The following is a 26,808-nucleotide window of genomic DNA, read 5'->3' on the forward strand; positions in this document are numbered from 1 at the left end:
TCAGCGGGACGCAGTGGCGGGCATGGACGGCGAACCGCCCAGGACGCGGAAGATCTGCACCTCGGTGACCAGCTGCTCGAGCCGGTTGGCGGCCACGGCTCGGGCTGCCGTGCGGCTGCGCTCCTGCGCATCAAGCCAGATGCGCAGGGCCACAGAACCGGCGCGATAGCGTTCCTCGGTCAGCTTGTCGGCAGCCTGAGCCGCTTCGAGCGCGGCACGCAGGCGCCTGGCCTTGTCATTGAGCGCGGTGCGGGCGCTGAGCGCCGTGCTGGTATCGCTGAAGGCGGTAAGCAGCACCGATCGGAATTCGGCAACGGCGATCTCGTAATCCACCTCCGAGACTTTGACCCGCAGCTCGCCGTCGCGAAAATTGAGAAATGGCAGGACAATGCCGGCGCCCAGAGTCGCCACGGGATTGGACAGGATCTGCAGGAGGTCGCTGCTGGTGGCCCCCAGATTGCCGGTGAGGCTGATCTGCGGATAGAGGCTGGCCCGCATGGTGTCGACCGCGCGGAGAGATGCCCGCAGACGCAGTTCGGCAGCCCGCAGGTCGGGCCGGCGCGCCAGCAGCTCGGCAGGGAGCCCGGCCGTGATCCGCACCGGCGTCTGGCGCGGCAGATGCTGGGGCTCGACGACCGGATTCGCCCCCCCATTGAGCAAGACAAAAAGGGCATTGCGCAACACGACGCGGTTCTGCTCGAGATCGGCAAGCGCCGCGGCCTGGCTTTCGAGCGTCTGTCGAACCTCGGCCAATTCGAGCGCCGTGGCCGCACCTGCAGCAGCCTGGCTTTTCACCAGGTCCTCCACCTGTCGCGCAATCTCCAATGAGGCCCGGGCCGCGGCCAGATCCTGGTTGACGAAGGCCAGCCGCCAATAGGTTTCGATGGTCGCGGCAACCACTGTGGTGCGCGCCGCCTCCACATCCTCGATCGATGCCGCAGCCTGCAGACTGGCCATGTCCTGAGCGCTGGCCAGCCGACCCCAGAGGTCCAGCTCATAGGACGCACCAAGGCCGGCAACAAAGCTGCTGCTCGCCGCATTGCCATCGCCCAGCGGAAAGCTGCGCTGCGCCGTTCCGCTGCCAGTAGGGACTGGAAACTTGGTGACGCCGGCCAGCTCCGCCTGCAGCAGCGCCTTGCGTACCCGGAGCGTCGCAGCAAAAAGATCGTTGTTGTTGCGCAGGACCGCCTCGACCAGCTGGTCGAGCTTGGGGTCGCCAAAGCTCCGCCACCAGCCGATCGCGGCCGAGGGTTCGGCAACCCCAGCACTTTGCGTCCAAGCCGGTGCAGCCGGGAGAGCCGGCCTCATATAGGGCGTCGTTAAACTCGAACACCCTGCCACAAAGGCGGCAGGCAGCAGCAGCGCGAAGCGAAGAGACGACATGGCCAACCAGATGATCCCAAAAGCGACCGACGTCCGGCCGCCCTCTAACCATCAGGCGCATGTGCAGTAATTATCGAGAAACGGTGCAGATTGCGTGCAGACCGAACCGGCGCGGCGCGCAAGCGCCCTGCAACGGCTCGTGGACTGTATCGGTGGGTATGTGTCGCCTCGTCAGGTTTCCAGGCACATGGCAACGCCCATGCCGCCGCCAATGCAGAGTGTGGCAAGCCCACGGCGAGCATCACGCCGCACCAGCTCGTGCAGCAGCGTGACCAGCACGCGGGCTCCGGACGCGCCAATAGGATGGCCGATGGCGATGGCGCCGCCATTGACATTGACCCGATCCGGATCCCAGCCCATCTGCTGGTTCACGGCACAGGCCTGCGCGGCAAAGGCCTCGTTGGCTTCGACCAGGTCGAGGTCAGAGACGGCCCAGCCGGCCTTGTCGAGCGCCTTGCGCGAAGCGGGGATAGGTCCGGTGCCCATCAGGGCCGGGTCGACGCCGGCGGTGGCCCAGGACGCAATGCGGGCTAGTGGCTTCAGACCACGGCGCGTCGCTTCATTGGCATGCATGAGCACGACTGCCGCCGCGCCATCGTTGAGGCCGGAGGCGTTGCCAGCCGTGACGGTCCCGGCCTTGTCGAAGGCAGGCGAGAGCTTGCCCAGCCCCTCGGATGTGGTTTCGGCGCGAATATATTCGTCGCGATCGACGATCAGATCGCCCTTGCGCGAACTGACCGTTACCGGCGCGATCTCATCAACGAAGCGGCCCGCGGCCTGCGCGGCTGCAGCCTTGCGCTGCGAGGCCAGAGCAAAGCCATCCTGCTCGTCGCGGCTGATGGAATAGGCCCTGGCGACATTTTCAGCGGTGATGCCCATATGATATCCGCCCATGGCATCGGTCAGGCCATCCGACAGCATGGTATCGACCAGGGTGACCGGACCCATCTTGGTGGACTGGCGCAGGTTCTGGCAATGCGGCGACAGGGACATCGATTCCTGCCCTCCGGCCACCACGATCCCGGCATCACCGCACAGGATTTGCTGCATGCCCATGGCAATTGCGCGCAGGCCGGAGCCGCAAACCTGATTGATCCCCAGTGCCGTCGCATGCTGCCCGATCCCGGCGGCCAGCGCCGCCCGTCTTGCCGGATTCATGCCCTGTCCCGCCGCCAATACCTGGCCCAGGATAACCTCGTCGACATCAGCCGCCGACACGCCGGCACGCGCCAGCGCGGCGGCGATGGCAGTGGCGCCGAGCTGATGCGCCGGCACGCTGCCGAGGGCACCCAGAAAGCTTCCAACCGGCGTCCGCGCCGCGCCTACGATGACGATATCAGTCACTTAATTGGCCCCTTGGTCCAGGCCGATCTCGAACCGGGCCTCTGTCTTTGCGGCAATTTCATCGAGCGTCACGCCATCGGCCAGTTCTACCAGCACCAGCTTCGGCGGCCCGCGTCGGGCGATGGTGAAAACGCCGAGATCGGTGATCACCAGATCGGCGCAGCGCTGTCCGGTCAGCGGCAGAGTACATTGGCGCAAAAGCTTGGATTCGCCCTTGGCTTCGTGCTCCATCACCACCACGACACGTTTGACGCCGGCCACCAGATCCATGGCGCCGCCCATGCCCTTGACCATCTTGCCGGGGATCATCCAGTTGGCGAGATCGCCATTTTCGGCCACTTGCATGGCGCCGAGGATGGAGAGGTCGATATGACCGCCGCGGATCATGCCAAAGCTGTCGGCACTGGAAAAGAAACTGGTCTGGGGCAGTTCGGTAATGGTCTGCTTGCCGGCATTGATGAGGTCCGCATCCTCCTCGCCCTCGAGCGGGAAAGCGCCCATGCCGAGCATGCCGTTCTCGCTCTGGAGCGTGACGTCGATATTGTCCGGGATGTAATTGGCCACCAATGTCGGGATGCCGATGCCGAGATTGACGTAAAAGCCGTCTTCCAGCTCGCGTGCGGCGCGGGCCGCCATCTGGTCGCGGGTCCAGGCCATCAGGCAATCTCCTCGATGCGGGGACGGGTGGTGCGCTGCTCGATATGCTTGAGCGGATTGGGCACGTGCACGAGACGTGACACGAAGATGCCCGGCGTATGGATGCTGTCGGCCTCGATCTCGCCGGTGGGCACCAGATGCTCGACCTCGGCAATGGTGAGCTTGCCGGCAGTGGCCATCATCGGGTTAAAATTGCGGGCCGTCTTGCGGTAGACAAGGTTGCCCTCGTGGTCCCCCTTCCATGCGTGGACGAGGGAAATGTCGGCGACAAGGCCCCGCTCCATCACGAACATTTCGCCGTCGAATTCCTGCACCGGCTTGCCCTCTGCAATGACAGTGCCCACGCCGGTCTTGGTGAAGAATGCCGGTATGCCGGCGCCGCCAGCGCGGATGCGTTCGGCCAGCGTGCCCTGTGGGTTGAATTCGAGCTCGAGTTCGCCGGAGAGATATTGCTGGGCGAACAGCTTGTTCTCGCCCACATAGGACGAGATCATCTTGCGGATCTGTCGGCTCTCGAGCAGCGTGCCCAACCCGATGCCGTCGACACCGGCATTGTTGGAGATGACGGTGAGGTCGCGCGCGCCTGATAAGCGGACCGCCTCGATCAGCGCCTGAGGAATGCCGCAGAGGCCGAAGCCGCCGGACATGATGGTCATGCCATCGCGGAGCGCGCCGTCAAGGGCGTCGACGGCGCTCGAATAGACTTTCTGCATCGGATTACTCTGCCTAAAGGGGTTTCTTGAGCCAACGGGAAATGACGCCGACAATGCCTTCGCGGAACAGCAGCACGCTGATGACGAAGATCACGCCCTGCAACACGGTGACCCAGGCGCCGAAACCGGCGAAATAGTTCTGCATGGTGACGATGACACCGGCGCCGATCAGCGGCCCGAAAATCGTGCCCATGCCACCCAGCAGCGTCATCAGCACCACCTCGCCGGACATGCTCCAATGCACGTCGGTCAGCGATGCAAGCTGGAACACCAGCGCCTTGGTCGCCCCGGCGAGGCCGGCAATGCTGGCCGACATGACGAAGGTGGCGAGCTTGTAGCGATTGACCTTGTAGCCCAGCGACGTCGAGCGCGCCTCGTTGTCGCGAATGGCCTTGAGCACCTGGCCGAAGGGCGAGTGGATGATGCGATAGATCAGCAGCATGCCGCCGACGACGATGGCCAGCACCACGAAGTAGAAGGTGAGGTCGCGGCTGAGGTCGATCACCCCGAAAAGATGGCCGCGAGGCACGGCCTGGATACCGTCTTCGCCGCCGGTAAACGGCGCCTGGATGCAGAAGAAATAGACCATCTGCGCGAAGGCAAGCGTCACCATGGCGAAGTAGATGCCCTGTCGACGAATGGCGAGCACACCGATCAGCAGCCCCAGAACCGCCGCCGCGGCAGTGCCAAGCAGGATGGCCAGCTCGGGTGTCAGCCCCCAGACCTTGGCGGCATGGGCCGACACATAGGCAGCAATGCCGAAAAAGGCGGCGTGGCCGAAGGACAGCAACCCGCCAAAGCCGAGCAGCAGGTTCAGCGCACTGGCAAACAGGGCAAAGCACAGAACCTTCATCAGAAAGACCGGATAAAGCACGAACGGCGCCACCAGCAGCAGGGCAACCAGGCCCAGGAAGATCAGCACATGGTGACGCGGCACGCCGACAGAGGCATTGGTGACGACTGCAGGCTGAGTATCGACGGCCATTATGCAGCCCTCCCGAACAGGCCGGCGGGCTTGACCAGCAGCACCAGCGCCATGACGACAAAGACGGCGACCGAAGAGGCTTCGGGATAGAAGACCTTGGCCAGGCCCTCGATGATGCCGAGGCCGAAGCCGGTGAGGATGGCACCCAGGATCGAGCCCATGCCGCCGATGACCACAACGGCAAAGACGACGATGATGAGATCGGCACCCATATTGGGGTTGACCGAATAGATCGGGGCGGCGAGCACGCCAGCCAATGCGGCAAGCGCCACGCCGAAGCCATAGGTCAGCGTGATCATGCGTGGCACATTGATGCCGAAGGCACCCACCAGATCCGGGTTTTCCGTGGCGGCGCGCAGATAGGCGCCGAGCCGCGTACGTTCGATGGCAAACCAGGTCCCAAGACACACCACCAGCGAGGCCAGTACGACCCACCCGCGATAGGTGGGCAGGAACATGAAGCCGAGATTAGTGCCGCCTGCCAGTTCCGAAGGGATGGAATAGGGCAGGCCCGACACACCATAACCATTGCGGAACAGGCCCTGGATGATCAGCGCCAGGCCGAAGGTCAAAAGCAGGCCATAGAGATGATCGAGCTTATACAGCCGCGAGATCATCAATCGCTCGACCACTATGCCCGTCGCGCCGACCACAATGGGCACCAGCAGCAGCGACCACCAATAATTGATGCCGAGATAGGTCATCAGCATCCAGGCCACGAACGCACCCATCATATACTGGGCGCCATGGGCGAAATTGATGATGTTGAGCAGCCCGAAGATCACTGCCAGGCCCAGGCTGAGCAAGGCGTAGAACGATCCGTTGATCAGCCCCAGAAGGAGCTGGCCGAACAGGGCCTGTGGTGGAATGCCGAGAAGCTCGAACATGACGGTTCCTTGCTGGCGGGATGCGCGCCGGGGCCCGCATCCCGCAGAATTGAACTACTGGACCAGGGCGCAGCCGCCTTCTTCCATCGGTCGGAAGGCCTGATCGGCAGGAATAGTGGCCAGCAGATCGTAATAGTCCCAAGGACCACTCGATTCGCCCGGCGCCTTGACCTGGAACAGGTACATGTCGTGGATGGTCCGGCCATCCGCACGGACCGCCCCCTGGCCCATCAGCGGATCGGAAGTGGGCGTGGCCTTCATCGATGCCATCAGGTCAGCCGTGACCTTGCCGTCTGTGGCCTCGACGGCCTTGAGATAGTGCAGCACGCTCGAATAGACGCCGGCCTGAACCATGGTCGGCTTCTTGCCCCCGCTCTGGGCTTCGAAGCGTTCGGACCAGGCACGGGTTTCGTCATTGAGGTCCCAGTAGAAAGCTTCGGTCAGCACCAGACCCTGCGCCGCATCAAGGCCGAGCGCATGCACGTCGGTGATGAAGATCAAGAGGCCCGCCAGCGACTGGCCGGCCTGGGTGATTCCGAACTCGGCGGCCTGCTTGATGGCGTTGACCGTATCCCCGCCGGCATTGGCAAGGCCGATGACGTCGGCGCCCGAAGACTGGGCCTGCAGCAGGTAGGACGAGAAATCGGTGCCCGGGAACGGGTGACGGGCGGTGCCCAGCACCTTGCCGCCGGCGGCTTCGACCACCTTGGTGGTTTCCTCTTCCAGCGAATGACCGAACGCATAGTCAGCGGTGATGAAGAACCAGTTCTTCTTGCCCTGCTCGACCATGGCGCCGCCCGTGCCCTTGGCCAGGGCATAGGTGTCATAGGTCCAGTGGATGGTGTTGGGCGAGCACTGCGCGCCGGTCAGCGCCGTCGAACCGGCGCCGGAATTGATAAAAATCTTGTCCTTTTCGCGGGTGACTTCCGACACGGCCAAGGCGGCCGACGAGGTGGGCACGTCCACGATCAGGTCGACGCCATCGGTATCGTACCACTGACGGGCAATGTTGGACGCCACGTCGGGCTTGTTCTGGTGATCGGCCGAGATGATCTCGACATTGATACCCTTGTCGGCCGCGCCGAAATCCTCGACCGCCATGCGTGCGGCGATCACCGAGCCCTCGCCGGACAGATCGGCATAGATGCCGGAGCGGTCGTTGAGCACGCCGATCTTGACGTCGACGGCCATCGCCGTGCCGGTCATCAGTGTGGTGGCAAGCGCTGCCACCAGCAGTTTGTTCAAAGTCATAGTCGGTCTCCTCCCGATTTGCCTTGGCCCGTTGCGGGCAGCTGATCAGACGCCCAGATAGGCGTGTAGTTTGGCTGTATTGGCCGCCAGCTCGGCATTGGGGATCATGTCGATCACCCTGCCCTGTTCGACCACGTAATGCCGATCCGCGACCGAGGCCGCGAAGCGGAAGTTTTGTTCCACCAGGACAATGGTGAAGCCCTGACCCTTGAGCATGGCCAGTGTCCGGCCGATCTGCTGCACGATGACCGGGGCAAGGCCCTCGGTGGGTTCGTCGAGCAGCAGGAACTTGGCGCCGGTGCGCAGGATGCGGCCGATGGCCAACATCTGCTGCTCACCGCCCGACAGCTTGGTGCCCTGACTGCCCAGCCGCTCGCGCAGATTGGGAAACATGTCGAGCACCTGTTCGCGGCTGAGCCCGCCCGGCTTGACCATGGGCGGCAGCATCAGGTTCTCGTCCACCGACAGCGACGAAAAGATGCCACGCTCCTCGGGACAATAGGCAATGCCGGCCTTGGCGATATGGCGTGGCGGCAACCCCACCAGTTCACGACCGGCAAAGCTCACCGAGCCCTGGCGGCGGGGCAGCAGGCCCATAATGGCGCGCAGGGTACTGGTCTTGCCGGCACCGTTGCGACCCAATAGCGTCACCACCTCGCCGGCATGGACGTCGAAATTTATGCCATGCAGCACATGGCTTTCGCCGTACCAGCCCTCAAGATTGCGGACCGCGAGTTCGGGCGCGGCAGATGCTGCAAGGGCCGGGCTATTCATGGCCGCCTCCGATATAGGCTTCGATGACCTTGGGGTGCTGGGAGACCTCGGCATAGCTGCCTTCGGCCAGCACTTCGCCGCGGGCGAGCACTGTGATGCGGTCGGAAAGGTCGGCAACCACGGACAGATTGTGCTCGACCATCAGGATGGTGCGATTGGCCGAGATACGGCGGATCAGGGCAGAGATGCGGGTGACATCTTCCTGCGCCATGCCCGCCATGGGCTCGTCGAGCAGCATCATCTCGGGCTCAAGGGCCAGCGTGGTGGCAATTTCGAGAGCCCGCTTGCGCCCATAGGACAGATCGCCGGCCTGGGCATGCGCCAGATCGGCCAGGCCCACTTCCTCGACCCGGCGCATGGCCTCGTCGTCGAACTGGGCCAGCACCTTTTGCGGCCGCCAGAAATCGAAGCTGTCGCCACGGCGGCGCTGCAGGGCGATGCGCACGTTTTCCAGCACGGTCATCTGCGCAAAGACCGCCGAGATCTGGAATGATCGGACGACCCCGAGCCGGGCAATGGCCGCCGGCTGCAGGGCGGTGATATCGCGGCCGTTGAAGGTGATACGGCCCGAACTGGGCTGCAGGAATTTTGTCAGCAGGTTGAAACAGGTGGTCTTGCCGGCGCCATTCGGGCCGATCAGCGCGTGGATGCTACCGCGCCGCACGTCGAGATCGACGCCGTTGACGGCGGTGAAGCCGGCAAAGCGCTTGGTCAGGCCGCGCGCGGAGAGGATGGTGTCTTGGGCCGATGTGGTCATTTGGCGGTCCAGCCTCCGTCGATGGAAATGGTGGTGCCGGTGATCGAGCGCGCCCAATCCGAGCAGAGATAGGCTGCCATCTCGGCGATTTCCTCGGGCTGGACGAACTGGCGGGTGGGCTGGGGCGCCAGGATGACCTGGCGGACCACGTCGTCCTCGCTCAGATTGTGCACGCGCGCCTGATCAGTCACCTGGCTTGCCACCAGGGGGGTCCAGACATAGCCGGGACAGATCGCATTGACGGTTATGCCCTTCTCGGCCACTTCAAGTGCGACTGACTTGGTGAGGCCGACCACGCCATGCTTGGTGGCCACATAGGCCGACTTGTAGGGCGAGGCACGCAGCCCATGGGCCGAGGCGATGTTGATGATCCGGCCCCAGCCGCGTTCGGACATGCCCGCAAGGGCGCCGCGAATGGTGTGAAACGCTGAATCAAGACTGACGGCAATGATGCGGTTCCAGTCTGCGGCTGGCAGCTGCTCGACCGCGGCAACCTTCTGAATGCCGGCATTGTTGACCAGCACATCAAGGCTGCCCAGATCGGCAATCACGTCCTGGCTGAGCCGATAGCTTTCATGCTCATCGGCGAGGTCTGCCTGATGATAGACGATGCGGCCAGAAGACACGGCCTGAAGATCCCCAAGCACCGGGGCCACAGCCGCCTCCGGCTCGAAGCTGTTGATCGCCACATCATAGCCCAGACCGGCAAGTCGGCGCGCAATGGCCAGGCCAATGCCGCTCGTCGACCCCGTCACCAATGCAGTTCGCTTAGGCGCGCTCACTCCATCTCCATCCCTGTCGTTGCGGATCTTGATCGACCCGGCATCTTTGCAGGATGTCTTGCAGCTTTCGTGCCAGTCCCGGTTTTGCTGTACTTTTGTCCGGCGGCCGCTGCCGGGCTGTCCGGAAATCAGGACAATATCGAACAGATGTCCGGTCAAACGGACAGGTCAGAGGTTGTGTCGCTTCGCCTTTTCGTAAAACTGGGAGCGCGAAATACCCAAGTGGCGGGCTGCGGCAGACTTGCTGCCATTGGCGGCGGCGATGGCATCGATCAGCGCCTGTCGCTCCGCCTCGGCGATACGGCCAGAAAGGCCGGGCGCGGTGCTGGACCCTCGCCCACGGAGCTGCGGCAAGGCCCGGCCAATCAGCGCGCCGTCGATGCTGTCTTCCGGTGCCATGGCTGCCGCGCGTTCGAGCACGTTGCGAAGTTCGCGCACATTGCCGGGCCAATCGTGTCGGGCGAGGCACTCCACCGCATCCGCTGCCAAAATCCAGCCGGTTTGCCCCTCCTGGCCGGGGATTTGCTCGAGCAGGGTGGTAGCGATGACCTCGATATCGTCAAGACGCTCCCGCAGGGGCGGAACGTGAATGGTCAGCACGGCGATGCGATAATAAAGGTCCGATCGAAAGCTCTTGTCGGCCAGGCGCTCGGACAGATTTTGCGAGGTGGCGGCAATGATGCGCACATCCACCTTTTTGACCGTATTGGAGCCCAACGCTTCAATTTCCCCTTCCTGCAGCGCCCGCAGCAGCTTGGCCTGAAGGGCTGCGGGCATGTCGCCGATCTCGTCGAGAAACAGCGTGCCGCCATGGGCCAGTTCGAACTTGCCCTTGCGCGGCTTGCGATCGGCTCCGGTGAATGCCCCGGGCGCCACGCCGAAGAACTCGGCTTCCAGCAGGGCCTCGGGAATAGCCGCCACATTGACCGCCACGAATGGACCCTCGGCCCGGTCGGACTGCTGATGCATGGCATGCGCCAGCAATTCCTTGCCGGTACCTGTTTCCCCTTCGATCAACACGGCACCATCGCGCAGCGCAAAGCGGCGCACCATCGCCTTGAGCTCGCGCACCGTGCCGCTATTACCGACAAAACTCGACAGCGTGTACTTGGTCTGTCGCTCGCGTGTCAGCGCTGCCTGGGCGCGGCTGAGTTGCCGTTGCAGCGCGGCAAACTTGTCGAGGATCGGCGCCAGATAATCGACATTGTCATAAAACACGAAGCCGATAGCGCCTTCAACATTGCCCTGCTCATCCTTGAGCGGGATGCGGCATACCACGAACTGGCGATCGTCGAAATCCATGATGTCGAGCAGGATCGGACGGCCCGTCTGCACCACTCGGCGCAGCAGCGAATGGGGGATGACCTGCTCGACGCTCAGGCCGATCGGGTCAAATTCCGCATCCAGTTTCAAAAGCTCGCGATAGCGTTTGTCGATCCAGGTGATGCGCGTATCGAGATCGACCGCGATGGCACCGGCGAAATATTCCCGCAACAAGCCGAAGGAACGCACCGCGTGCTCGATATTGACCTGGCGCGGCATATGCTGATCGTTTTCCTGGGCCTCGCCGGTCACATTCCGATCCTCCTGCGACAAGCCTAGCGCGTCCAGGCCTGTCCGGGCAACCGTACACTCCACCGCGCCGCCTTGCGCGACCAATCTCAGGCGCAGCAAAGGCAACAGGCGTGCACCGTAACGCCCCGCTTTTCCGCCGAGACGCTTGTTGAGCCTTATCGAATTTGGTGAGGTGGCGGAGAGAGAGGGATTCGAACCCCCGATAGAGTTGCCCCTATGCCGCATTTCGAGTGCGGTGCATTCAACCGCTCTGCCATCTCTCCGCGAGATCGAAAGCGCCTTGGAGAGGCGCGGCTGGTCGATACGGGCGGCTTATGGCATAGCAAAGGCGCGGCTGCAACACCCCTCGAACGACAGGCGGGATAAATTCGCATGGCCAACGCTACGCTATTCGCCTATGGCACCCTGCAGGATGCGGATATTCTCGCCGCTGTGCTCGGGCGGCGGCCGTCAGCAGGGGATTTTCAACCGGCCTACGCGCCCGGTTTTAGCGCAGTCTACTATCCGGGGCGGGTTTATCCGGCTTTGGTTTCCCGTGAAACGGGCATGGCGCAGGGTCTGTTACTGGCCGGTCTTTCCGGCCACCATCTTGCCATTCTGGATGCCTTCGAAGGCGATGAATACCTCCGGGCCAGCATAAAAGTCTTGGTCAGGGGCGCGCGTGTGGAGGCGCAGGCCTATTTTCCCACACTGGCAATTGCAGCCAATGCCGCAGACTGGTCTTTGAACACGTGGACCCAACATCACAAGGCCATGGTCATCGGCGCAGAGCAAGGCCTGGCCGCTGAAATCAGGGCCAGGCTCGCCGACAACTAGGGCGCCAATTCGCTGACCGATGTGAACAGTGCTCACAAGCGGTACATTATGAATTGCAAATAGGCGGCCTAAAAATTGGACCGACCGGTGAGGCGCAGACAGAGGTCATCGAGCTGTTCGAGCGTCTTGTAGCGAATCTCGAGCTTCCCGCCCCGCTCCGAATAGTTGAGAGCAACGGTGAGCCCCAGGGCGTCAGCGAGCCGACGTTCCAGGGCCTGGGTGTCGGCATCTTTACTGGCTTCGGCGGGCACTGGGCGCTTCTGGGGCAGTTCCCGCTGCTGGCTCAAGGCCTCGGCATCACGAACCGAGAGCCCTTTGTCGACGATCTGTCTTGCCAATGCGGCCGGGTCTTCCACCGTGATCAGGGTGCGTGCGTGACCTGCGGTCAGCGTGCCGCTCGCCACCATGCTGCGCACTTCCTCGGGCAGGCGCAACAGGCGCAAAGTGTTGGCGACATGCGACCGGCTCTTGCCGATCACCTGCGCGAGATCTTGCTGCGTATATTCGAACTGCTCGATCAGCTGACCATAACCCATTGCTTCTTCAAGCGGATTAAGGTCGGCGCGCTGCACGTTCTCGATAATGGCCAGCTCGAGCGCTTCCTTGTCATCGACCTCACGCACGATGACAGGAACATCGTGTAGCCCCGCCTTCTGCGCTGCGCGCCACCGCCGTTCGCCGGCGATAAGCTCGAAGACATTGGGATCATCGGTCGGCCGCACCAGCAGGGGCGACATGACGCCCTTTTCACGAATGGAATTGGTCAGCTCCTCGAGCTGATCGGCATCAAAGGTCCGCCGCGGATTGGCACGATTAGCGATGATGAAATCGACGGGAAGGCGCTTACCCGACGACGACTCGGTGACCCGCGCCCCTTCCATAGAGGCCATGTCGCCAATCAGCGCCGCGAGCCCACGCCCCAATCGTGTCGGTTTGTCGGTCATCATCGTCTCCTAGGCTGCATTCAGCCGCCGCTCGCGGCGGATCACTTCGGTGGCCAGGCGCAGATAGGCCTGGCTGCCGGCGCATTTCAGGTCATAAAGCAATGCCGGCTTGCCGTAAGACGGCGCCTCGCTGAGCCGGACATTGCGGGGAATGACCGTGTCATAGACCAGTTCACCCATTTCGCTGCGCACATCCGCCAGCACCTGCTCGCTGAGATTATTCCGCTTGTCGAACATGGTCATCACCACGCCCTGGATCGACAGGCGCGGATTGAGGGTAGACCTGATCTGCTCGATGGTCTGCAGCAACTGGCTCAGGCCTTCGAGCGCAAAAAATTCGCACTGCAGAGGCACCAATACGGCATCGGCGGCGACGAGGGAATTGACCGTCAACAGGTTGAGCGAGGGTGGACAGTCGATGAGAATATAGCTGACAGGAAGCTCATTGATCACCAACTCCCCCAATTGCTTGAAGGCGTTGCGAAGCTTGAACGCGCGGTCGGCCTGACCGGCAATGGTCAACTCAACGCCCAGCAAATCCATGGTCGAAGGCACGATGGCGACATTGGGGACCGTGGTCATGATGGCAGCCTCAGCCACGCTGGCTTCGCCAACCAGCACGTCATAGGCCGACACGGCGCGGTCGGTGCGCGAGATGCCGAGACCGGTGGAGGCATTACCCTGCGGGTCGAGATCGACAATGAGCACACGCTCGCCGATGGCCGCCAGGGCCGTTGCGAGATTGATCGCGGTGGTGGTTTTGCCAACACCGCCTTTTTGATTGGCCAGGGTGAGAATCCGGGGTGCCAAACTGGCCTCCACTTCTGCCACTAGAGCTGGGATTTCCGGCGTAGCTGGCTGAGAGTGAGTATCACGCCGCCGGGATCCGTATCACTGCTCGTGGTTACCACGTCATAGGACCATAAAGCATCCGATTCCGCGAGTTCTTCAACATGTTCCCGCCCCTTATGCAGGATTGCGCGGGTTTCCGTACCAAAAAATGGCTCCATCCAGCTGCAAAGTTGCGGCAGAGCTGCCAAGGCCCGGGAGGTGATCACATCGGGCACGCCTGTTTCACGTGAATCAATCTGATCGCTGCGTCGGCCGATCACCGTGACATCCAGCGCGAGTTCCCGGGCCACCGTGCGCAGAAAGCTTACCTTGCGCGCCGTTGGCTCGACCAGAATGAAGCGCCGTTCACTGCCTTTCGTTGCAATCGCCAGGGGTAGCGCTGGAAATCCACCGCCGCTTCCCAGATCTAGGAAAAATTTGTCGCTGCCTCTCAGAAGCGGCAGGACCTGCAGGCTGTCGGCGAAGTGACGCTGCCAGACGAGATCGAGTGTTTCACGTGAAACAAGATTCTGTACGGCCTGCCATTTGCGCAGCAACGCAGCATAGCGTTCCAAATCCGCGCCCACGGCGTCCAAGCCACGCGCAAAATGCGGGGCATAATTTCGGATCGACGAAAAATCCCCCATTATCCCGCCTTGCGCAGAACGCCGCGCCGCAGCACAGCAAGTAACAATGTGACAGCGGCCGGTGTCATGCCATCCATGGCCTGCGCTTGCGCAATCGTCTGCGGGCGCAGCTGCGTCAGCTTTTGGCGGAGTTCCATGGAGAGGCCGGCAATAGCGTTATAGTCGATGTCGTCGGGGATGGCCTTTTGCTCGTCCCGGCGCATGCTGGCAATATCTGCCTCTTGCCGATCGAGATAGACGGCATATTGCGCATCGATCGCCAGCTGCTCCATGACATCGGGCGCAATGTTGGCAACCTGCGGCCAGAGCTTGGTCAGGTCTGTCGGCGTCATATCCGGATAGGATAGGAGTTCAAAAGCCGTGCGCCGCTTTCCGTCTTCATTGACGGCAAGGCCAGCGCGCCTTGCTTCGCTGGGCGAGGCCGAGGCGCTTTTCAGCATAGTGCGACCGGCCTCGAGCTTTGTCATCTTCGAGCGGAAGAGATCGGCGCGGCGATCGCCAATCAGAGCCTTTTCAAGTCCGATTGAGGTCAGACGCTGATCGGCATTGTCGGCACGCAGGTGCAGCCGGAACTCGGCCCGCGACGTGAACATGCGATAGGGTTCTGACACCCCGCGGGTTACCAGATCGTCGACCATGACACCGAGATAGCTTTCCGTCCGCGACAGGATCATCGGCGCGGCACCGGTGCTCGCCAGAGCGGCGTTGGCCCCGGCAAGAAGTCCCTGCGCCCCGGCCTCCTCATATCCCGTGGTGCCATTGATCTGTCCAGCCAGATACAGACCCGGCTGGCGCTTTACCTCCAGGGTCGGGCGTAGCTCACGCGGATCCACATAGTCATATTCGATAGCGTAACCGGGACGAACGATCTCGACATTTTCGAGGCCAGGCATGGAGCGCAGAAAGTCCATCTGAACATCTGCCGGCAGCGAGGTTGAAAGGCCGTTGGGATAGACCGTTGTGTCATCGAGCCCTTCGGGCTCAAGGAAGATCTGGTGGCTGTCGCGATCGGCAAAGCGGACAACCTTGTCCTCGATCGACGGGCAATAGCGCGGACCTCGCGATTGAATGCGACCGGAATACATCGCCGAGCGATGCAGGTTGTCGCTGATGATGCGATGTGTGTCGGCCGTCGTCCGGGTAATATGGCAGGAAATTTGGGGCGTGGTGATAATTTCGGTCAGCGCCGAAAACGCCTCCGGCGGATCGTCGCCCGGCTGCTCTTCCAATATGTCGTAATTGATGGTGCGGCCATCGAGGCGCGCCGGCGTACCGGTCTTCAAACGCCCAAGGGCAAGGCCCAGAGCTTCGAGTCGGGTCGATAGCCCCAGAACAGGCTTTTCCCCAACCCGGCCGGCGGGCACTGTTTCTTCACCGCGATGAATCAAGCCGCGCAGAAAGGTGCCGGTCGTGAGCACGACAGCGCGGGTGCCGAAGACCCTGCCATCCAGCAGCCGCACCCCAGTAATGGCGCCACTCTCGATAATGATATCATCGACTTCACCCTCGATGACATCGAGATTGGGTTGCGCTGAGATCGCCGCCTGCATGGCCTCGCGATAGAGCTTGCGATCCGCCTGGGCGCGCGGACCGCGTACAGCCGGACCTTTACGCCGATTGAGCACCCGGAACTGAATGCCAGCCTGGTCCGCCACCCGACCCATCAAGCCATCTAGGGCGTCGATTTCGCGAACAAGGTGGCCCTTGCCCAAACCGCCGATGGCTGGGTTGCAGCTCATCTCGCCGATCGTCGCAAACCTGTGGGTGATAAGGGCGGTCGGCGCACCAATGCGCGCCGAGGCCGCGGCCGCTTCACAGCCTGCATGGCCGCCGCCCACCACGATTACAGCATAGTCGCTCATCTTCAGTCTCCATGTCCGGAGATAGGGGAATGTTTCACGTGAATCAATTCACCTCTGCGTCGGCTAGACCCGCGCACTTAAATGCCGATGTTTCACGTGAATCATTTGCCGATACAAAACTGCAGGAACAGTCGATCCAGTACCCGTTCCGCATCCAGTCTGCCGATCAACCGCTCCAGCGAAGCGGATGCTTCGCGGAGACTTTCGGCCGCCAGCTCGAACTGCTTCAGCGTGGCTTCCGCGCGATCAATATTGGCGACGGCAGCAGACAGGGCCATGCGATCGCGTTCGTGACTGACCAAAGCTGGTTCCCCGCCGATCAGATCTTCGGCATAGCGAGCCAGCGTGGCGAACAGCATATCAAGACCCTCTCCACTGACAGCAGAAAGCTGGAGGTCATGCGGGGCAGTAGCGGCCGTCAGATCCGACTTGGTGGCGACCCGGATGATCTTTCCGGTAAGATTGTCGGGCAAGGTCGCATCTTGGGTATCGGGAGCCATAAGCCACAGAACAATGTCGGCACCCTCCATCGCCTGTTTTGCTCTGCGGATGCCCTCGGCTTCAGCCTTGCTATCGGTATTGCGCAGGCCGGCGAGATCAAGAAACACAAAAAGATTGCCATCGATGTCCAGCGGCACCTCCCGCACGTCACGGGTGGTACCCGCCTCGTCCGAAACGATAGCTATGTCGGATTTGGCCAGGGCATTGATCAGGCTGGATTTGCCGGCATTGGGAGCACCCGCCAATGCAACGCGAATACCTTCACGAACAACGCGGCCACTCTCGACCGCGGCGAGCGCGTCAGCAATCGAACGTCGCAGGCCTATCAGGCTAGCCAGAAAGCTATTGGGCAATTCCGCGTCGACGTCACCTTCATCGGAGAAATCGAGACGGGCCTCCAGCTCCGCGCGCAGATCGAGCAAAACAGAGCGCCATTGATCCACTTTGAGGCTGAGGGCGCCATCATAGCGCGCGAGGGCCTGCTGGCGCTGTCGTTCGGTGTCGGCGGCCAGAAGATCGCCGAGACCTTCGACGGTCAGAAGATCAAGTTTGCCGTTTTCGAAGGCGCGGCGCGTGAACTCACCAGCCTCGGCGAGGCGGAGTCCCTGGCCCGACAGCGCGGACAGGATGGCTTTTACCCCGGCGCGCGAACCATGAACATGCAGTTCCGCGCAATCCTCGCCGGTGAAACTGGCGGGGCCAGGAAAGAACACCACAAGGCCCTGGTCGAGGCGTTGGCCGGCATCGCCGATATGGCGCAGGGCCATCAGGCGTGGCCTGGGCAAAGGTCCAGAGACGGCCATCAAGGCGTCGCGCACCTTCGGACCCGAAAGGCGGATCACGGCAACGCCGGCAGGCAAGGCACCCGAGGAGAGCGCCATGATGGTGTCGTCGTGCCGCATCGCTGGGTCCATAGAGGTGATGGGCGCCACCGGGGCGCCCATCATCGATCAGGTATTCATCGAGTCGAAGAAGTCGGAATTGGTCTTGGTCTGGCGCACCTTGTCCATGAGGAATTCCATTGCATCAATGGTCCCCATCGGATTGAGGATGCGGCGCAGCACATACATCTTCTTGAGGATGTCGGGCTCGACCAGCAGCTCTTCCTTGCGGGTGCCGGACTTGGTGATGTCGAGCGCCGGGAAGATGCGCTTGTCGGCGACCTTGCGATCGAGAATGATTTCAGAGTTACCAGTGCCCTTGAACTCTTCAAAGATCACTTCGTCCATGCGCGAGCCGGTGTCGATCAGCGCCGTCGAGATGATGGTGAGCGAACCGCCATCCTCGATATTGCGCGCGGCACCAAAGAAGCGCTTTGGACGCTGCAGGGCATTGGCATCAACACCGCCGGTCAGCACCTTGCCGGAGCTTGGCACCACCGTGTTGTAAGCGCGACCAAGGCGAGTGATCGAATCGAGAAGAATGACCACGTCGCGCTTGTGCTCAACCAGACGCTTGGCCTTTTCGATCACCATTTCGGCAACCTGCACGTGGCGCGAGGCTGGCTCATCGAAGGTAGAGGAGATGACTTCGCCGCGCACCGAGCGCTGCATGTCGGTCACTTCTTCCGGACGCTCATCGATCAGCAGAACGATCAGATAGCATTCGGGGTGATTGGTCGCGATGGATTGTGCAATATTCTGCAACAATACCGTCTTACCGGTACGGGGAGGCGCAACAATCAGGGCGCGCTGACCCTTGCCGAGCGGCGCCACCAGGTCGAGAAGACGCGCAGAGCGATCCCGCAGGGTGGGATCGGGCAGTTCCATGCGCAACCGCTCTTCGGGATAGAGCGGCGTCAGGTTGTCGAAGTTGACCTTGTGGCGGACCGCCTCGGGATCTTCGAAATTGATGGTGTTGACCTTTAGAAGCGCGAAATAGCGTTCGCCTTCCTTGGGGGAGCGGATTTCGCCCTCGACCGTGTCACCGGTGCGCAGACCGAAACGGCGAATCTGGCTGGGGCTGACATAGATATCGTCCGGGCCGGGCAGGTAATTGGCATCGGGAGAGCGCAGGAAGCCGAAGCCGTCGGGCAGCACCTCGACCACGCCTTCACCGACGATGTTGATATCCTGAGCCGCCAGTTCCTTGAGAATGGCAAACATCAATTCCTGTTTGCGCATGGTCGAAGCGTTTTCGACCTCGAGTTCTTCAGCGAATGCCAACAATTCTGCCGGCGATTTGGCCTTAAGCTCGCTGAGCTTGATATTCTGCATGGATGCGATGGACCCTAGAGGGAAATCGAAAATGTCGAAAAGGAAGGGGAGTGCTCGCACCACGAAGCGACCGGGCGGCCGCAGGGACTGAAAAGGATGCGATGGCTCCCTCTAGCTGGTTCGCGCCAAGAATTCAAGATTGAACCGCTCAATTCAGACGATTCACGTGAAACGGTCAGAACGGTTTGACGATGACCATGATGACGATGACGATCATCAACACAGTCGGCACCTCGTTGAGCATGCGGAAGTATTTCTGCGGCTTGTCATTGGCATCGCGGGCGAAAGCCTTGAGATGCCGGGCGTAAAGTCCGTGAATACCCGACATGGCCAGAACCATCGCCGCCTTGACCCAGGGCCAGACCGAGCCCCAGTCGACCAGACCCAGATGCACCATCCACAGCCCGAAAACCCAGGTGGCGATCATGGCCGGCGTGGTGATGGCGCGAAACAGACGTCGCTCCATGATCTTGAAGGTCTCGGACTGCACCGAGCCCTTCTCCGCCGCCGTGTGGTAGACGAAAAGGCGCGGCAGATAGAGCATGCCGGCCATCCAGGCGATGACCGAAATCACATGCAGAGCCTTGACCCACTCGATCATCGCGAAATCTCCCTAGCCTTTGATCATGCCAATCAGCGCCTCGACATGGGCGATCGGCGTTTCCGGCACGATACCGTGGCCGAGATTGAAGATATGCGGCCGATTTGAAAAGGCCTCCAGGATCGCCCTGACCTGGCTCTCCATCGCCTCGCCACCAACCACGAGACGCAGGGGATCGAGATTGCCCTGCAGCGGCAGGTCGGCTGGCAAGGCATTGCGCACGAAATCGAGCGGGGTCGAATAATCGATACCCATGGCATTGATCCCGACCTCGCGCGCATATCGCGGCAGATTGCCGGCAGCGCCACGGGGAAAGCCGATAATAGGCGCATTGGGGACGCGGGCCCGTACGCCCTCGACGATGCGGCGGTTGGGCGCGATGACCTGGCGGGCAAAAGCGGCGTCATCGAGATTGAGGGCCCAGCTTTCAAACAGTTGCACCACATCGGCGCCGGCTTGCAACTGGGCCACCAGATAATCGACGCTGGTGGCCACAAGGATATCCATCAGCCGATCGAAAGCCTCGGGATGCTGCAGCGCAAATTTGCGCGCGGTCCATTGGTCCGAGGAGCCACGACCACCCAGCATATAGGTCGCCACCGTCCAGGGAGAGCCGCAGAAGCCGATCAGGGTCTTGTCCGCTGGCAGGCTCGCTCGCAGGCGCCGCACCGTCTCCAGGACCGGCGCCAGATGGCTCATGGCCCGGTCGCGATCGAGCCGAGCCACATCATCGGGGCCGAGAGGCTCGAGGATTGGGCCCTCCCCCGTTTCGAAGCGAACCGATTGGCCCAGCGCGTCGGGAATGACCAAAATGTCGGAAAACAGGATTGCCGCATCGAGGTCGAAGCGACGCAGTGGCTGCAGGGTCACTTCGACGGCGAGTTCGGGCGTGTAGCAGAGCTCGAGGAAATTGCGGGCCTTGGTGCGGGTCTCGCGATATTCGGGGAGATAGCGGCCAGCCTGGCGCATGATCCACACCGGGGGGCGTTCCTGGCGTTGTCCCAGAACCGTCGCCAACAATCTCTTCTCTGCCACTGGGCTCATGGCCATAACCCCTTCAAAACCGAAAAAGAGACTCTTTTTCTTATCTTCTTTATCTTTATGACGGTGTTTAGCTGCAATTCCGCTCCATCCACAATTGGCCTGCGTGGTGACACTTGCGCGCAGCACCGTCGTTAACGCGCTGTTAATCTTTGGCGGGCTAGGTGGGAAAGAGGCGTCGCCACAATGATTAATGAAACGTTAATCAGGCCTTTCCCGAGTCAATGATTCGATTCACCCTGTGCATGACCTCTGGAATACCACATCGGCGCCGGGCGGGGATTTCCCCAGACCTTTCCCATGCTGGTTTTGGCGGGCAGGCAGAGTCCAACTGTTAATTTTTAGTTAGCCAGGTCTAACAAGTCGGCGCCCCTGCCAAAGTTACGAGTCTTTCCCCCAGTTCCGGCTTGAGCTGGGGATGACAGTGTGGAAAACATGGGCGCCATGCTCATCCTTGCTTCAAGCAGTGCCACCCGTAAAGCCTTGCTGGACAAGGCCGGATTGCCATTCACCGCCGTGCCCGCTGCGTTGGACGAGCGCGCTATCGAAGCTGAGGCAGTTGCCGCCGGTGCCGATGGTCGCGACGTCGCCCTGCTCTTGGCGCGGCACAAGGCCGAGGCCGTTTCCAACAGCTATGCCGGGCGCCTGGTCATCGGTGCGGACCAGACGCTGAGCCTGGGGCTGGAACTGCTGCACAAGCCCGGCAGCCGCGAGGAGGCCGTTGAACAGCTCGAGCGCCTGCGCGCCAAGACCCATCGCCTGCATGCAGCGGTGACGCTGGTGCGTGATGGCATCCTGCTCTGGTCCGATGTCCAGACTGCCGAGCTCACCATGCGCGATTTTTCTCCCGAGGAACGTGACGCCGTGCTGGCGCTCGAAGGCGATAGTATCCTGTCTTCGGTCGGTGGCTACCGGCTCGAAGGACCCTCGATCCGCCTGTTCGAAACCGTTTCGGGTGACTATTTCACCATTTTGGGCCTGCCATTGCTCCCCCTCCTGGCGGCTTTGCGCGACCTGGCGCCAGACATACTGCAACAGGGCAATGCGCTGTGACCAAAAAGGCATTCGTCATCGGGCATCCCATCGCCCATTCGCGCTCGCCCTTGATCCATGGCACCTGGCTCGACCAGCACGGCATTGACGGCTCCTATGAGGCCATCGATGTGCGACCAGAGGCCCTACCCGCTTTTTTCGGTCGGTTGCGGAACGGCGAATTTGCCGGCGGCAATGTCACCATCCCGCACAAGGAAGCGGTTTTCGCGCTGTGCGATGAGGTCGATCCGCTGGCCAGAACCATTGGCGCCGTCAATACGCTGGTGGCTTCCGAGGGCCGCATCTGGGGCACCAATACCGACTATCTCGGCTTTCTCGGCAATCTCGATGCCGGCGCACCCGGCTGGGACAAGGACCTTGGTTCGGTGATCCTGCTCGGCGCCGGAGGGGCCACGCGCGCCCTGCTGGTGGCGCTGAAGAGCCGCAATGTCGGCCATGTTCACATTGTCAATCGCAGCCGCGACAAGGCCGAGGCGCTGGTGCGGGAGATCGAGGGACCGTTTTCGGCGCATGGTCTCGATGCCTTTGCTGAGCTCGCCCCCAGCGCCGGCCTTGTCGTCAACGCCACCTCCATCGGCATGCATGGCAGCCGGTTCGAGGGTTTTGATCTGGGGCTATTGCCGGAAACGGCCTTGGTGACCGACATCGTCTATGTGCCCCTCGTCACCCCGCTGCTGGCCGATGCCGCGGCGCGCGGATTGCGGACCGTGGACGGGCTGGGCATGCTGCTGCATCAAGCGGTGCCGGGTTTTGCGGCCTGGTTCGGGGTGACGCCCGAGGTGACGCCGCAATTGCGCGCCCGTATCGAAGCCACGCTCGGTCACTAGCCATGCGGCGGATCGTCATAACCGGCTCGATCGCCACGGGAAAGTCCACCCTGCTGGCGGCCTTTGCCAAAGCCGGTATTCCGACCTTTTCGGCTGACCAGGCCGTTGCCGAACTCTATGCCGGTGCGGCGGTGACCCCGGTCGAGGCACTGTTTCCTGGCGTCGCCAAAGCGGGCGTCATCGACCGGCAGGATCTGGCGCGCCGCCTTGCCGCCGACCCCTCCGGTTTCAAGCGGCTCGAAGCGGTGGTGCATCCCCTGGTGCGCGAGGCGATCGCTGCCTTTCTCGATCACGCCGAGCGTGACGGGGCCGTCGCGGCGGCAGTGGAAGTGCCGCTGCTGTTCGAAAGCGGCTACGATTACGGCTTTGACGGCGTCGCCGTGACCTATGTCGATGACGCCACGCAAATTGCTCGCATCATGGCCCGCCCCGGCATGAGTGTGGAAAAGCGCGATGCTTTGCTTGCCCGGCAAATGCCGCAGGCCGAAAAGAAGGCGAGAGCCAGCTGGGCTTTTGACACCTCTCGCCCGCCGGCCGATATCGAAGCCGAGGTGGCGCGACTGGTGGAGAGTTTCAGGGTCGAAGGGGAGCGCCGATGATCCGCGAAATCGTCTTGGATACCGAAACCACGGGCCTGTCGCCGCATGACGGCGATCGGCTGGTGGAAATCGGCTGCGTCGAGCTGATCAACCACATTCCCACCGGCAAGAACTTTCACGTCTATATCAATCCCCAGCGCTCCATGCCCGAGGAGGCGTTCCGCGTGCATGGGCTGAGCGAGGAATTCCTCTCCGACAAGCCGCTCTTTGCCGATGTCGCGGAGGATTTTCGCGGCTTTATCGGCGATGCGACGCTGGTGATCCACAATGCGCCCTTCGATATGGGCTTTCTCAATGCCGAGCTGGAGCGGGCCGGCAAACCGCGCCTCGGCAATGAGGTCATCGATACGGTCATGGTGGCCCGCAAGAAGCACCCGGGCGCCCGCGTCAGCCTCGATGCGCTCTGCAAGCATTACGGCATCGACAATTCCCGCCGCACGCTGCACGGGGCTCTGCTCGACAGCGAGATCCTGGCCGAGGTCTATCTCGAACTGATCGGCGGCAAACAGGTGAGCCTGGCCCTGGTGGCCGAGATCGAAACCGGCCCGGCTTCGGCCGGCATGCAGCGTGTCGCTGCGCCGCAGCGGCCGCAACGCCTTCCCTCCCGGCTCAGCGCCGCCGAAGCGGCAGCCCATAGCGCCTTTCTCGGCAAGATGGGTTCTGACGCCATCTGGGTTCAGTATCTCGAGACTGAAACCCCGGCTTAAGGGTTTGGACAATGAAAAAAGCCCCGGAAATTCCGGGGCTTTTGTTTGATCGATGTGCCGAAAATCAGTTGGGCTTGTCGGTCGCGGCGGCTTCGGCGCCATTGCCCTGCTGGGCGGCAAGCTTGGCCAGATTCTGGCGGTAGATGGCGGCAAAATCGACCGGTTCCATCATCAGCGGCGGGAAGCCGCCCTGCTGGGTGACGCTGGCCAGCACCTGACGTGCGAACGGGAAGATCAGACGCGGGCATTCCACCATCAGCAGGCCCGACATCTGGGCTTCCGGGATGTTCTTCATGCGGAAAATGCCGCCATAGACCAGCTCGACATTGAACAGCACGGTGTCGTCGCGATTGGCCTTGGCGTTGAGCGTCAGCTCAACGGCATAGATTTCCTCGCTCTGCTTCTTGACGCCCACCGAGATTGAGACGTTGAACGCCGGATTGGCGCCGCCGGCCAGGAGGGAATTGGGCGCGTTCGGATTCTCGAAGGAGAGATCGCGGATATACTGGCCCACCAGATTCATGCTGGGCTGGGTTCCGGGCTGCGGCGCTGCGGCTGCGCCCTGGGTGTCGTCGGCCATGGTTCGTCCTTTGTCGGTTCCGTTAGGTCTTGAGCCTTGGGCGGCTGGCTAGCATCTTTGCCCCTTTGGGACAAGGCGGTGCGGCTGTTTCAGGGGTCGCGACGCCAATTGTCGTCGCCGAGATCGATGGTCTCCGGCCGCCCGATTCGCGGGTCGCTGCCATCGCCCTGCTGGCGCCAGGTGGTGGTGGTCTCGACCACGGTGATCCGGCTCGACAGCGATTTGTAGAGCCAGTGTCGCACGGCCGGCACCAAGAGCAGCAGAGCCACGATATCGCTGATAAAGCCAGGCAAAATCAGAAGGATGCCGGCAAAGCCGATGGTCATGGCATCGAAAATCGCCTGGCCGGGCAAGGTTCCGGCGCTGACATTGGAGCGCATGCGATTGATAATGCCCAGGCCCTGCTGGCGCAGGACCAGGCTGCCCACCAGCACGCCCAGGATCACCAGTGCCAGGGTCGGCAAGACGCCGATGGCCTGGCCAACCAGGATGAACATGGCGATCTCCAAAAGCGGCAGGAGAATAAAGCCGAGGGCGAAAAAGCGGCCCATTGCAACGGTCCCTTCGGGTCTGGCGTTGAGGCATGCGCGGCAAATCGCAACTCGCCCCAACGTGAACTGGTTTTGAGTTCAAGCTTTGCCTATATATAGGTCAAGTTTGGCGCAGGACGAGCGCCGTAAAGCGACTTTTTGTCGACGCATCCCACGCAAGGTGCCTGTTTCATGGACGATTTTCTCGATCTGCCGACCCTGATTGCCATTGTCGTGGCCGTGTTCGTGTTGTTCCGGCTGCGCTCGGTTCTGGGCACGCGGACCGGCAACGAACGCCCCCCCGTAGACCGCAGCCGCTCCACCCCGGCCGCCAAGGATAGCGCCACCGAGGATACCGTGGTGCCGCTGCGTCCGCGCCCGGCCCAGCCTGACCTCGACGACGAGCGCCGGGCCCGCAAGCTCGAAGCCGAGATCGAACAGGCCGCCTCCGGCAATGAACAACTGGCCCAGGGCCTGCGCGCCGTGGCGGAAGCCGATCCGAGCTTTACGCCCAAATCCTTCCTCGACGGCGCCAAGCAGGCCTATGAGATGATCGTTACCGCCTTTGCCGAAGGCGATCGGCAGACGCTCAAGAACCTCCTCGAAAAGGACGTGTTCGAAGGCTTCCAGCGCGCCATTGCCGATCGCGAAGCTGCCGGCCAGAAGGTGGAGTTCACCTTTGTCGGCCTGCCCAAGATCGCCATCGTCGATGCCGAATATGACAAGAAGAACGTGCTTGTGACGGTCGATTTCCATGCCGAAGTGGTTTCGGCCACCCGTGACAAGGACGGCAATCTGGTCGAGGGCAATGCCGACCAGGTGCAGACCATTGCCGACGAATGGACCTTTGCGCGCAATCCCAAGTCGCGCGATCCGAACTGGAAGGTTGTGACCACCAGCCAGCTCGACTGACCGGTTTGCGGCAGGCCCCTCGCCCATGTCCAAGCGCGACCCCAAGCGCCTGCCGCATGATTTCCACCTGTGGACGGCTGTGTCCTCCACGGTCGAGCCCCTGCGCCGCAAGGCCCTGATGAAACTGGGCACGGGCACCCTGCCGGTGCCCGCCGCCGATCCCGAGCCGAACGTGAAAGCGCCGCCCAAGCCGGTGGGGCCCGGAAAACCCTTCCTTCCCCCCTATCAGCCGCCGAAATCGCTGGCTCCGGTGCCCGACAAGGCGGTGGATCCGGCCATTCACAAAAAGGTCCGGCGCGGGCGGATCGAGATCGAGGGGCGGATCGATCTGCATGGCATGACCCAGGCCGAGGCCCGCGAGGCGCTGCGCCGCTATGTCGGCATCTGCGCCGCCCGCGGCGATCGGACCATACTTGTGATTACCGGCAAGGGCGCCAAGACCGACAATGACTATATCGCCGCCATGACCGAACGTGGCATTTTGCGCACCATGCTGCCCATCTGGCTTTCTGAGCCGGGCCTGGCACATCTGATCTCGGGTTGGAGCCTGGCCGCACGTGGCCATGGTGGCGAGGGGGCGTGGTATGTACGCCTGCGCCGCTCGTGACCCCGCTGGGTGCAAAATTACGCGCCATGCGCGAAGCGCGGGGGATTTCGCTGAAAGAGATGGCCGCGGCGCTCAATGTTTCGAGCGCCTATCTCTCCGCCCTCGAACATGGCAAGCGCGGCACGCCGACGAGCTTTTTGCTTCACCGCATGATCGCCTATTTCAACGTCATCTGGGACGAGGCGGAGGAATTGCAGCGCCTGGCCGAGATTTCCGACCCCAAGGTGACGATTGATACCGGGGGTCTCAGCCCCGAAGCGACCGAGTTGACCAATCGTCTGCGTGACGATATCGACCGGCTCGAGCCCGAAGATTTGAAGTTCTTGCGCGACGAGCTGGTAAAGCGGGCGGGGCGGAAGCGCTAGCGCGCGGCGGCCAGCAAAACCCTTCACCCGTTGTTCTCGTCATCACCCGGCTTGACCGGGT

General features: G+C 62.2%; 29 protein-coding genes and 1 tRNA gene. 8 read left to right on the top strand and 22 right to left on the bottom strand.

The window, feature by feature from the left end; all coding sequences use genetic code 11:
* From DEVEQU_RS08015 to DEVEQU_RS08070, 12 genes are all read right to left on the bottom strand, one after another.
* Window positions 1–1,383 (bottom strand): efflux transporter outer membrane subunit, encoded by a 1,383-nt coding sequence (locus tag DEVEQU_RS08015; RefSeq protein WP_126150064.1) that lies wholly within the window; start codon window positions 1,381–1,383, stop codon window positions 1–3.
* A 171-nt stretch (window positions 1,384–1,554) separates the two neighbouring features.
* Window positions 1,555–2,727 (bottom strand): acetyl-CoA C-acetyltransferase, encoded by a 1,173-nt coding sequence (locus DEVEQU_RS08020; RefSeq protein ID WP_126150065.1) that lies wholly within the window; start codon window positions 2,725–2,727, stop codon window positions 1,555–1,557.
* Complete coding sequence (locus DEVEQU_RS08025) at window positions 2,728–3,384, bottom strand: 3-oxoacid CoA-transferase subunit B (RefSeq protein ID WP_126150066.1); 657 nt, start codon at window positions 3,382–3,384, stop codon at window positions 2,728–2,730.
* The gene (locus DEVEQU_RS08030) at window positions 3,384–4,097 is read right to left on the bottom strand and encodes a CoA transferase subunit A (RefSeq protein WP_126150067.1); all 714 of its coding nucleotides are present in this window, start codon (window positions 4,095–4,097) and stop codon (window positions 3,384–3,386) included. Before DEVEQU_RS08030 ends, DEVEQU_RS08025 begins: the two co-directional genes overlap by 1 nt.
* Before the next feature lie 13 nt (window positions 4,098–4,110).
* The gene (locus tag DEVEQU_RS08035; RefSeq protein ID WP_126150068.1) at window positions 4,111–5,082 is read right to left on the bottom strand and encodes a branched-chain amino acid ABC transporter permease; all 972 of its coding nucleotides are present in this window, start codon (window positions 5,080–5,082) and stop codon (window positions 4,111–4,113) included.
* Window positions 5,082–5,969 carry a branched-chain amino acid ABC transporter permease gene (locus DEVEQU_RS08040; RefSeq protein WP_126150069.1) on the bottom strand — a complete coding sequence of 296 codons (888 nt, stop codon included), beginning with the start codon at window positions 5,967–5,969 and terminating at the stop codon, window positions 5,082–5,084. Before DEVEQU_RS08040 ends, DEVEQU_RS08035 begins: the two co-directional genes overlap by 1 nt.
* Window positions 5,970–6,023: 54 nt before the next feature.
* Window positions 6,024–7,220: an ABC transporter substrate-binding protein gene (locus DEVEQU_RS08045; RefSeq protein WP_164550320.1), complete on the bottom strand. Its 1,197-nt coding sequence runs from the start codon at window positions 7,218–7,220 to the stop codon at window positions 6,024–6,026.
* A gap of 45 nt (window positions 7,221–7,265) precedes the next feature.
* Window positions 7,266–7,994, bottom strand: coding sequence for an ABC transporter ATP-binding protein (locus tag DEVEQU_RS08050; RefSeq protein ID WP_164550321.1), 729 nt, complete (start codon window positions 7,992–7,994; stop codon window positions 7,266–7,268).
* Window positions 7,987–8,751: an ABC transporter ATP-binding protein gene (locus tag DEVEQU_RS08055; RefSeq protein WP_126150070.1), complete on the bottom strand. Its 765-nt coding sequence runs from the start codon at window positions 8,749–8,751 to the stop codon at window positions 7,987–7,989. The genes DEVEQU_RS08050 and DEVEQU_RS08055 overlap by 8 nt, the downstream gene beginning before the upstream one ends.
* Window positions 8,748–9,533 (bottom strand): 3-hydroxybutyrate dehydrogenase, encoded by a 786-nt coding sequence (locus DEVEQU_RS08060; RefSeq protein WP_126150071.1) that lies wholly within the window; start codon window positions 9,531–9,533, stop codon window positions 8,748–8,750. The genes DEVEQU_RS08055 and DEVEQU_RS08060 overlap by 4 nt, the downstream gene beginning before the upstream one ends.
* 168 nt (window positions 9,534–9,701) lie before the next feature.
* A complete protein-coding gene (locus DEVEQU_RS08065; RefSeq protein WP_206437810.1) occupies window positions 9,702–11,108 on the bottom strand; it encodes a sigma-54 interaction domain-containing protein in 1,407 nt (468 codons plus the stop codon).
* Window positions 11,109–11,281: 173 nt separating this feature from the next.
* A tRNA-Ser gene (locus DEVEQU_RS08070) sits at window positions 11,282–11,371 on the bottom strand.
* 109 nt (window positions 11,372–11,480) lie between these two features.
* On the opposite strand from DEVEQU_RS08070, the gene DEVEQU_RS08075 reads away from it, so the two are divergent.
* Complete coding sequence (locus DEVEQU_RS08075) at window positions 11,481–11,924, top strand: gamma-glutamylcyclotransferase family protein (protein ID WP_126150073.1); 444 nt, start codon at window positions 11,481–11,483, stop codon at window positions 11,922–11,924.
* Between the two features lie 68 nt (window positions 11,925–11,992).
* On the opposite strand, the gene DEVEQU_RS08080 is transcribed toward DEVEQU_RS08075, so the two are convergent.
* From DEVEQU_RS08080 to hemE, 8 genes are all read right to left on the bottom strand, one after another.
* Entirely contained in the window at window positions 11,993–12,868 is an 876-nt protein-coding gene (locus DEVEQU_RS08080) for a ParB/RepB/Spo0J family partition protein (protein ID WP_126150074.1), read from the bottom strand.
* A gap of 9 nt (window positions 12,869–12,877) precedes the next feature.
* On the bottom strand, window positions 12,878–13,678 hold the full coding sequence (locus tag DEVEQU_RS08085; protein ID WP_126150075.1) for a ParA family protein: 801 nt from the start codon (window positions 13,676–13,678) through the stop codon (window positions 12,878–12,880).
* A 20-nt stretch (window positions 13,679–13,698) separates the two neighbouring features.
* Window positions 13,699–14,346, bottom strand: coding sequence for a 16S rRNA (guanine(527)-N(7))-methyltransferase RsmG (rsmG, locus tag DEVEQU_RS08090; RefSeq protein ID WP_126150076.1), 648 nt, complete (start codon window positions 14,344–14,346; stop codon window positions 13,699–13,701).
* The gene (gene mnmG, locus DEVEQU_RS08095) at window positions 14,346–16,208 is read right to left on the bottom strand and encodes a tRNA uridine-5-carboxymethylaminomethyl(34) synthesis enzyme MnmG (RefSeq protein ID WP_126150077.1); all 1,863 of its coding nucleotides are present in this window, start codon (window positions 16,206–16,208) and stop codon (window positions 14,346–14,348) included. The genes rsmG and mnmG overlap by 1 nt, the downstream gene beginning before the upstream one ends.
* Window positions 16,209–16,309: 101 nt before the next feature.
* Window positions 16,310–17,590: a tRNA uridine-5-carboxymethylaminomethyl(34) synthesis GTPase MnmE gene (mnmE, locus tag DEVEQU_RS08100; RefSeq protein ID WP_230405479.1), complete on the bottom strand. Its 1,281-nt coding sequence runs from the start codon at window positions 17,588–17,590 to the stop codon at window positions 16,310–16,312.
* Between the two features lie 69 nt (window positions 17,591–17,659).
* A complete protein-coding gene (gene rho / locus DEVEQU_RS08105) occupies window positions 17,660–18,925 on the bottom strand; it encodes a transcription termination factor Rho (RefSeq protein ID WP_126150079.1) in 1,266 nt (421 codons plus the stop codon).
* 175 nt (window positions 18,926–19,100) lie between these two features.
* Complete coding sequence (gene hemJ / locus DEVEQU_RS08110) at window positions 19,101–19,526, bottom strand: protoporphyrinogen oxidase HemJ (protein WP_126150080.1); 426 nt, start codon at window positions 19,524–19,526, stop codon at window positions 19,101–19,103.
* Window positions 19,527–19,538: 12 nt separating this feature from the next.
* Window positions 19,539–20,543, bottom strand: coding sequence for a uroporphyrinogen decarboxylase (gene hemE / locus DEVEQU_RS08115; RefSeq protein WP_329601454.1), 1,005 nt, complete (start codon window positions 20,541–20,543; stop codon window positions 19,539–19,541).
* A gap of 459 nt (window positions 20,544–21,002) precedes the next feature.
* Here hemE and DEVEQU_RS08120 point away from each other — a divergent pair, with 459 nt between their 5' ends.
* The 4 genes from DEVEQU_RS08120 to dnaQ are packed head-to-tail and all read left to right on the top strand — an operon-like array spanning window position 21,003 to window position 23,753.
* A complete protein-coding gene (locus DEVEQU_RS08120; RefSeq protein WP_126150082.1) occupies window positions 21,003–21,620 on the top strand; it encodes a Maf family protein in 618 nt (205 codons plus the stop codon).
* Window positions 21,617–22,447: a shikimate dehydrogenase gene (locus DEVEQU_RS08125; RefSeq protein ID WP_126150083.1), complete on the top strand. Its 831-nt coding sequence runs from the start codon at window positions 21,617–21,619 to the stop codon at window positions 22,445–22,447. The genes DEVEQU_RS08120 and DEVEQU_RS08125 overlap by 4 nt, the downstream gene beginning before the upstream one ends.
* A 2-nt stretch (window positions 22,448–22,449) precedes the next feature.
* Window positions 22,450–23,046 carry a dephospho-CoA kinase gene (gene coaE, locus DEVEQU_RS08130; RefSeq protein WP_126150084.1) on the top strand — a complete coding sequence of 199 codons (597 nt, stop codon included), beginning with the start codon at window positions 22,450–22,452 and terminating at the stop codon, window positions 23,044–23,046.
* Window positions 23,046–23,753: a DNA polymerase III subunit epsilon gene (dnaQ, locus tag DEVEQU_RS08135; protein ID WP_126150274.1), complete on the top strand. Its 708-nt coding sequence runs from the start codon at window positions 23,046–23,048 to the stop codon at window positions 23,751–23,753. Before coaE ends, dnaQ begins: the two co-directional genes overlap by 1 nt.
* A gap of 64 nt (window positions 23,754–23,817) precedes the next feature.
* Here the strand turns inward: dnaQ and secB are convergent, their stop codons facing one another.
* Both secB and DEVEQU_RS08145 read right to left on the bottom strand, forming a co-directional pair.
* Entirely contained in the window at window positions 23,818–24,333 is a 516-nt protein-coding gene (gene secB / locus DEVEQU_RS08140; RefSeq protein WP_126150085.1) for a protein-export chaperone SecB, read from the bottom strand.
* A gap of 89 nt (window positions 24,334–24,422) precedes the next feature.
* A complete protein-coding gene (locus DEVEQU_RS08145; protein WP_126150086.1) occupies window positions 24,423–24,884 on the bottom strand; it encodes an FxsA family protein in 462 nt (153 codons plus the stop codon).
* Between the two features lie 171 nt (window positions 24,885–25,055).
* Here DEVEQU_RS08145 and DEVEQU_RS08150 point away from each other — a divergent pair, with 171 nt between their 5' ends.
* Genes DEVEQU_RS08150 through DEVEQU_RS08160 form a run of 3 tightly spaced genes read left to right on the top strand, consistent with a single transcriptional unit; the run spans window position 25,056 to window position 26,747 of the window.
* Complete coding sequence (locus DEVEQU_RS08150) at window positions 25,056–25,775, top strand: Tim44/TimA family putative adaptor protein (RefSeq protein WP_126150087.1); 720 nt, start codon at window positions 25,056–25,058, stop codon at window positions 25,773–25,775.
* 25 nt (window positions 25,776–25,800) lie between these two features.
* The gene (locus tag DEVEQU_RS08155) at window positions 25,801–26,382 is read left to right on the top strand and encodes a Smr/MutS family protein (RefSeq protein ID WP_126150088.1); all 582 of its coding nucleotides are present in this window, start codon (window positions 25,801–25,803) and stop codon (window positions 26,380–26,382) included.
* Window positions 26,379–26,747 carry a helix-turn-helix domain-containing protein gene (locus DEVEQU_RS08160; RefSeq protein ID WP_126150275.1) on the top strand — a complete coding sequence of 123 codons (369 nt, stop codon included), beginning with the start codon at window positions 26,379–26,381 and terminating at the stop codon, window positions 26,745–26,747. Before DEVEQU_RS08155 ends, DEVEQU_RS08160 begins: the two co-directional genes overlap by 4 nt.
* The last annotated feature ends 61 nt before the right edge of the window (window positions 26,748–26,808 follow it).

The sequence above is a fragment of the Devosia equisanguinis genome, from assembly GCF_900631955.1.
GTDB classification, from domain to species: Bacteria; Pseudomonadota; Alphaproteobacteria; order Rhizobiales; family Devosiaceae; genus Devosia; species Devosia equisanguinis.

Excerpts from the sequence above, each read along its gene's own strand:
- rsmG (WP_126150076.1), bottom strand. The coding sequence starts at position 14,346 with ATGGGGGATTTTTCGTCGATCCGAAATTATGCCCCGCATTTTGCGCGT.
- DEVEQU_RS08040 (WP_126150069.1), bottom strand. The coding sequence starts at position 5,969 with ATGTTCGAGCTTCTCGGCATTCCACCACAGGCCCTGTTCGGCCAGCTC.
- DEVEQU_RS08155 (WP_126150088.1), top strand. The coding sequence starts at position 25,801 with ATGTCCAAGCGCGACCCCAAGCGCCTGCCGCATGATTTCCACCTGTGG.
- secB (WP_126150085.1), bottom strand. The coding sequence starts at position 24,333 with ATGGCCGACGACACCCAGGGCGCAGCCGCAGCGCCGCAGCCCGGAACC.
- DEVEQU_RS08030 (WP_126150067.1), bottom strand. The coding sequence starts at position 4,097 with ATGCAGAAAGTCTATTCGAGCGCCGTCGACGCCCTTGACGGCGCGCTC.
- DEVEQU_RS08045 (WP_164550320.1), bottom strand. The coding sequence starts at position 7,220 with ATGACTTTGAACAAACTGCTGGTGGCAGCGCTTGCCACCACACTGATG.
- DEVEQU_RS08080 (WP_126150074.1), bottom strand. The coding sequence starts at position 12,868 with ATGACCGACAAACCGACACGATTGGGGCGTGGGCTCGCGGCGCTGATT.
- DEVEQU_RS08015 (WP_126150064.1), bottom strand. The coding sequence starts at position 1,383 with ATGTCGTCTCTTCGCTTCGCGCTGCTGCTGCCTGCCGCCTTTGTGGCA.
- DEVEQU_RS08050 (WP_164550321.1), bottom strand. The coding sequence starts at position 7,994 with ATGAATAGCCCGGCCCTTGCAGCATCTGCCGCGCCCGAACTCGCGGTC.
- DEVEQU_RS08075 (WP_126150073.1), top strand. The coding sequence starts at position 11,481 with ATGGCCAACGCTACGCTATTCGCCTATGGCACCCTGCAGGATGCGGAT.
- DEVEQU_RS08120 (WP_126150082.1), top strand. The coding sequence starts at position 21,003 with ATGGGCGCCATGCTCATCCTTGCTTCAAGCAGTGCCACCCGTAAAGCC.
- DEVEQU_RS08150 (WP_126150087.1), top strand. The coding sequence starts at position 25,056 with ATGGACGATTTTCTCGATCTGCCGACCCTGATTGCCATTGTCGTGGCC.
- mnmG (WP_126150077.1), bottom strand. The coding sequence starts at position 16,208 with ATGAGCGACTATGCTGTAATCGTGGTGGGCGGCGGCCATGCAGGCTGT.
- mnmE (WP_230405479.1), bottom strand. The coding sequence starts at position 17,590 with ATGGCGCTCTCCTCGGGTGCCTTGCCTGCCGGCGTTGCCGTGATCCGC.
- DEVEQU_RS08035 (WP_126150068.1), bottom strand. The coding sequence starts at position 5,082 with ATGGCCGTCGATACTCAGCCTGCAGTCGTCACCAATGCCTCTGTCGGC.
- DEVEQU_RS08055 (WP_126150070.1), bottom strand. The coding sequence starts at position 8,751 with ATGACCACATCGGCCCAAGACACCATCCTCTCCGCGCGCGGCCTGACC.
- hemJ (WP_126150080.1), bottom strand. The coding sequence starts at position 19,526 with ATGATCGAGTGGGTCAAGGCTCTGCATGTGATTTCGGTCATCGCCTGG.
- coaE (WP_126150084.1), top strand. The coding sequence starts at position 22,450 with ATGCGGCGGATCGTCATAACCGGCTCGATCGCCACGGGAAAGTCCACC.
- DEVEQU_RS08145 (WP_126150086.1), bottom strand. The coding sequence starts at position 24,884 with ATGGGCCGCTTTTTCGCCCTCGGCTTTATTCTCCTGCCGCTTTTGGAG.
- DEVEQU_RS08025 (WP_126150066.1), bottom strand. The coding sequence starts at position 3,384 with ATGGCCTGGACCCGCGACCAGATGGCGGCCCGCGCCGCACGCGAGCTG.
- rho (WP_126150079.1), bottom strand. The coding sequence starts at position 18,925 with ATGCAGAATATCAAGCTCAGCGAGCTTAAGGCCAAATCGCCGGCAGAA.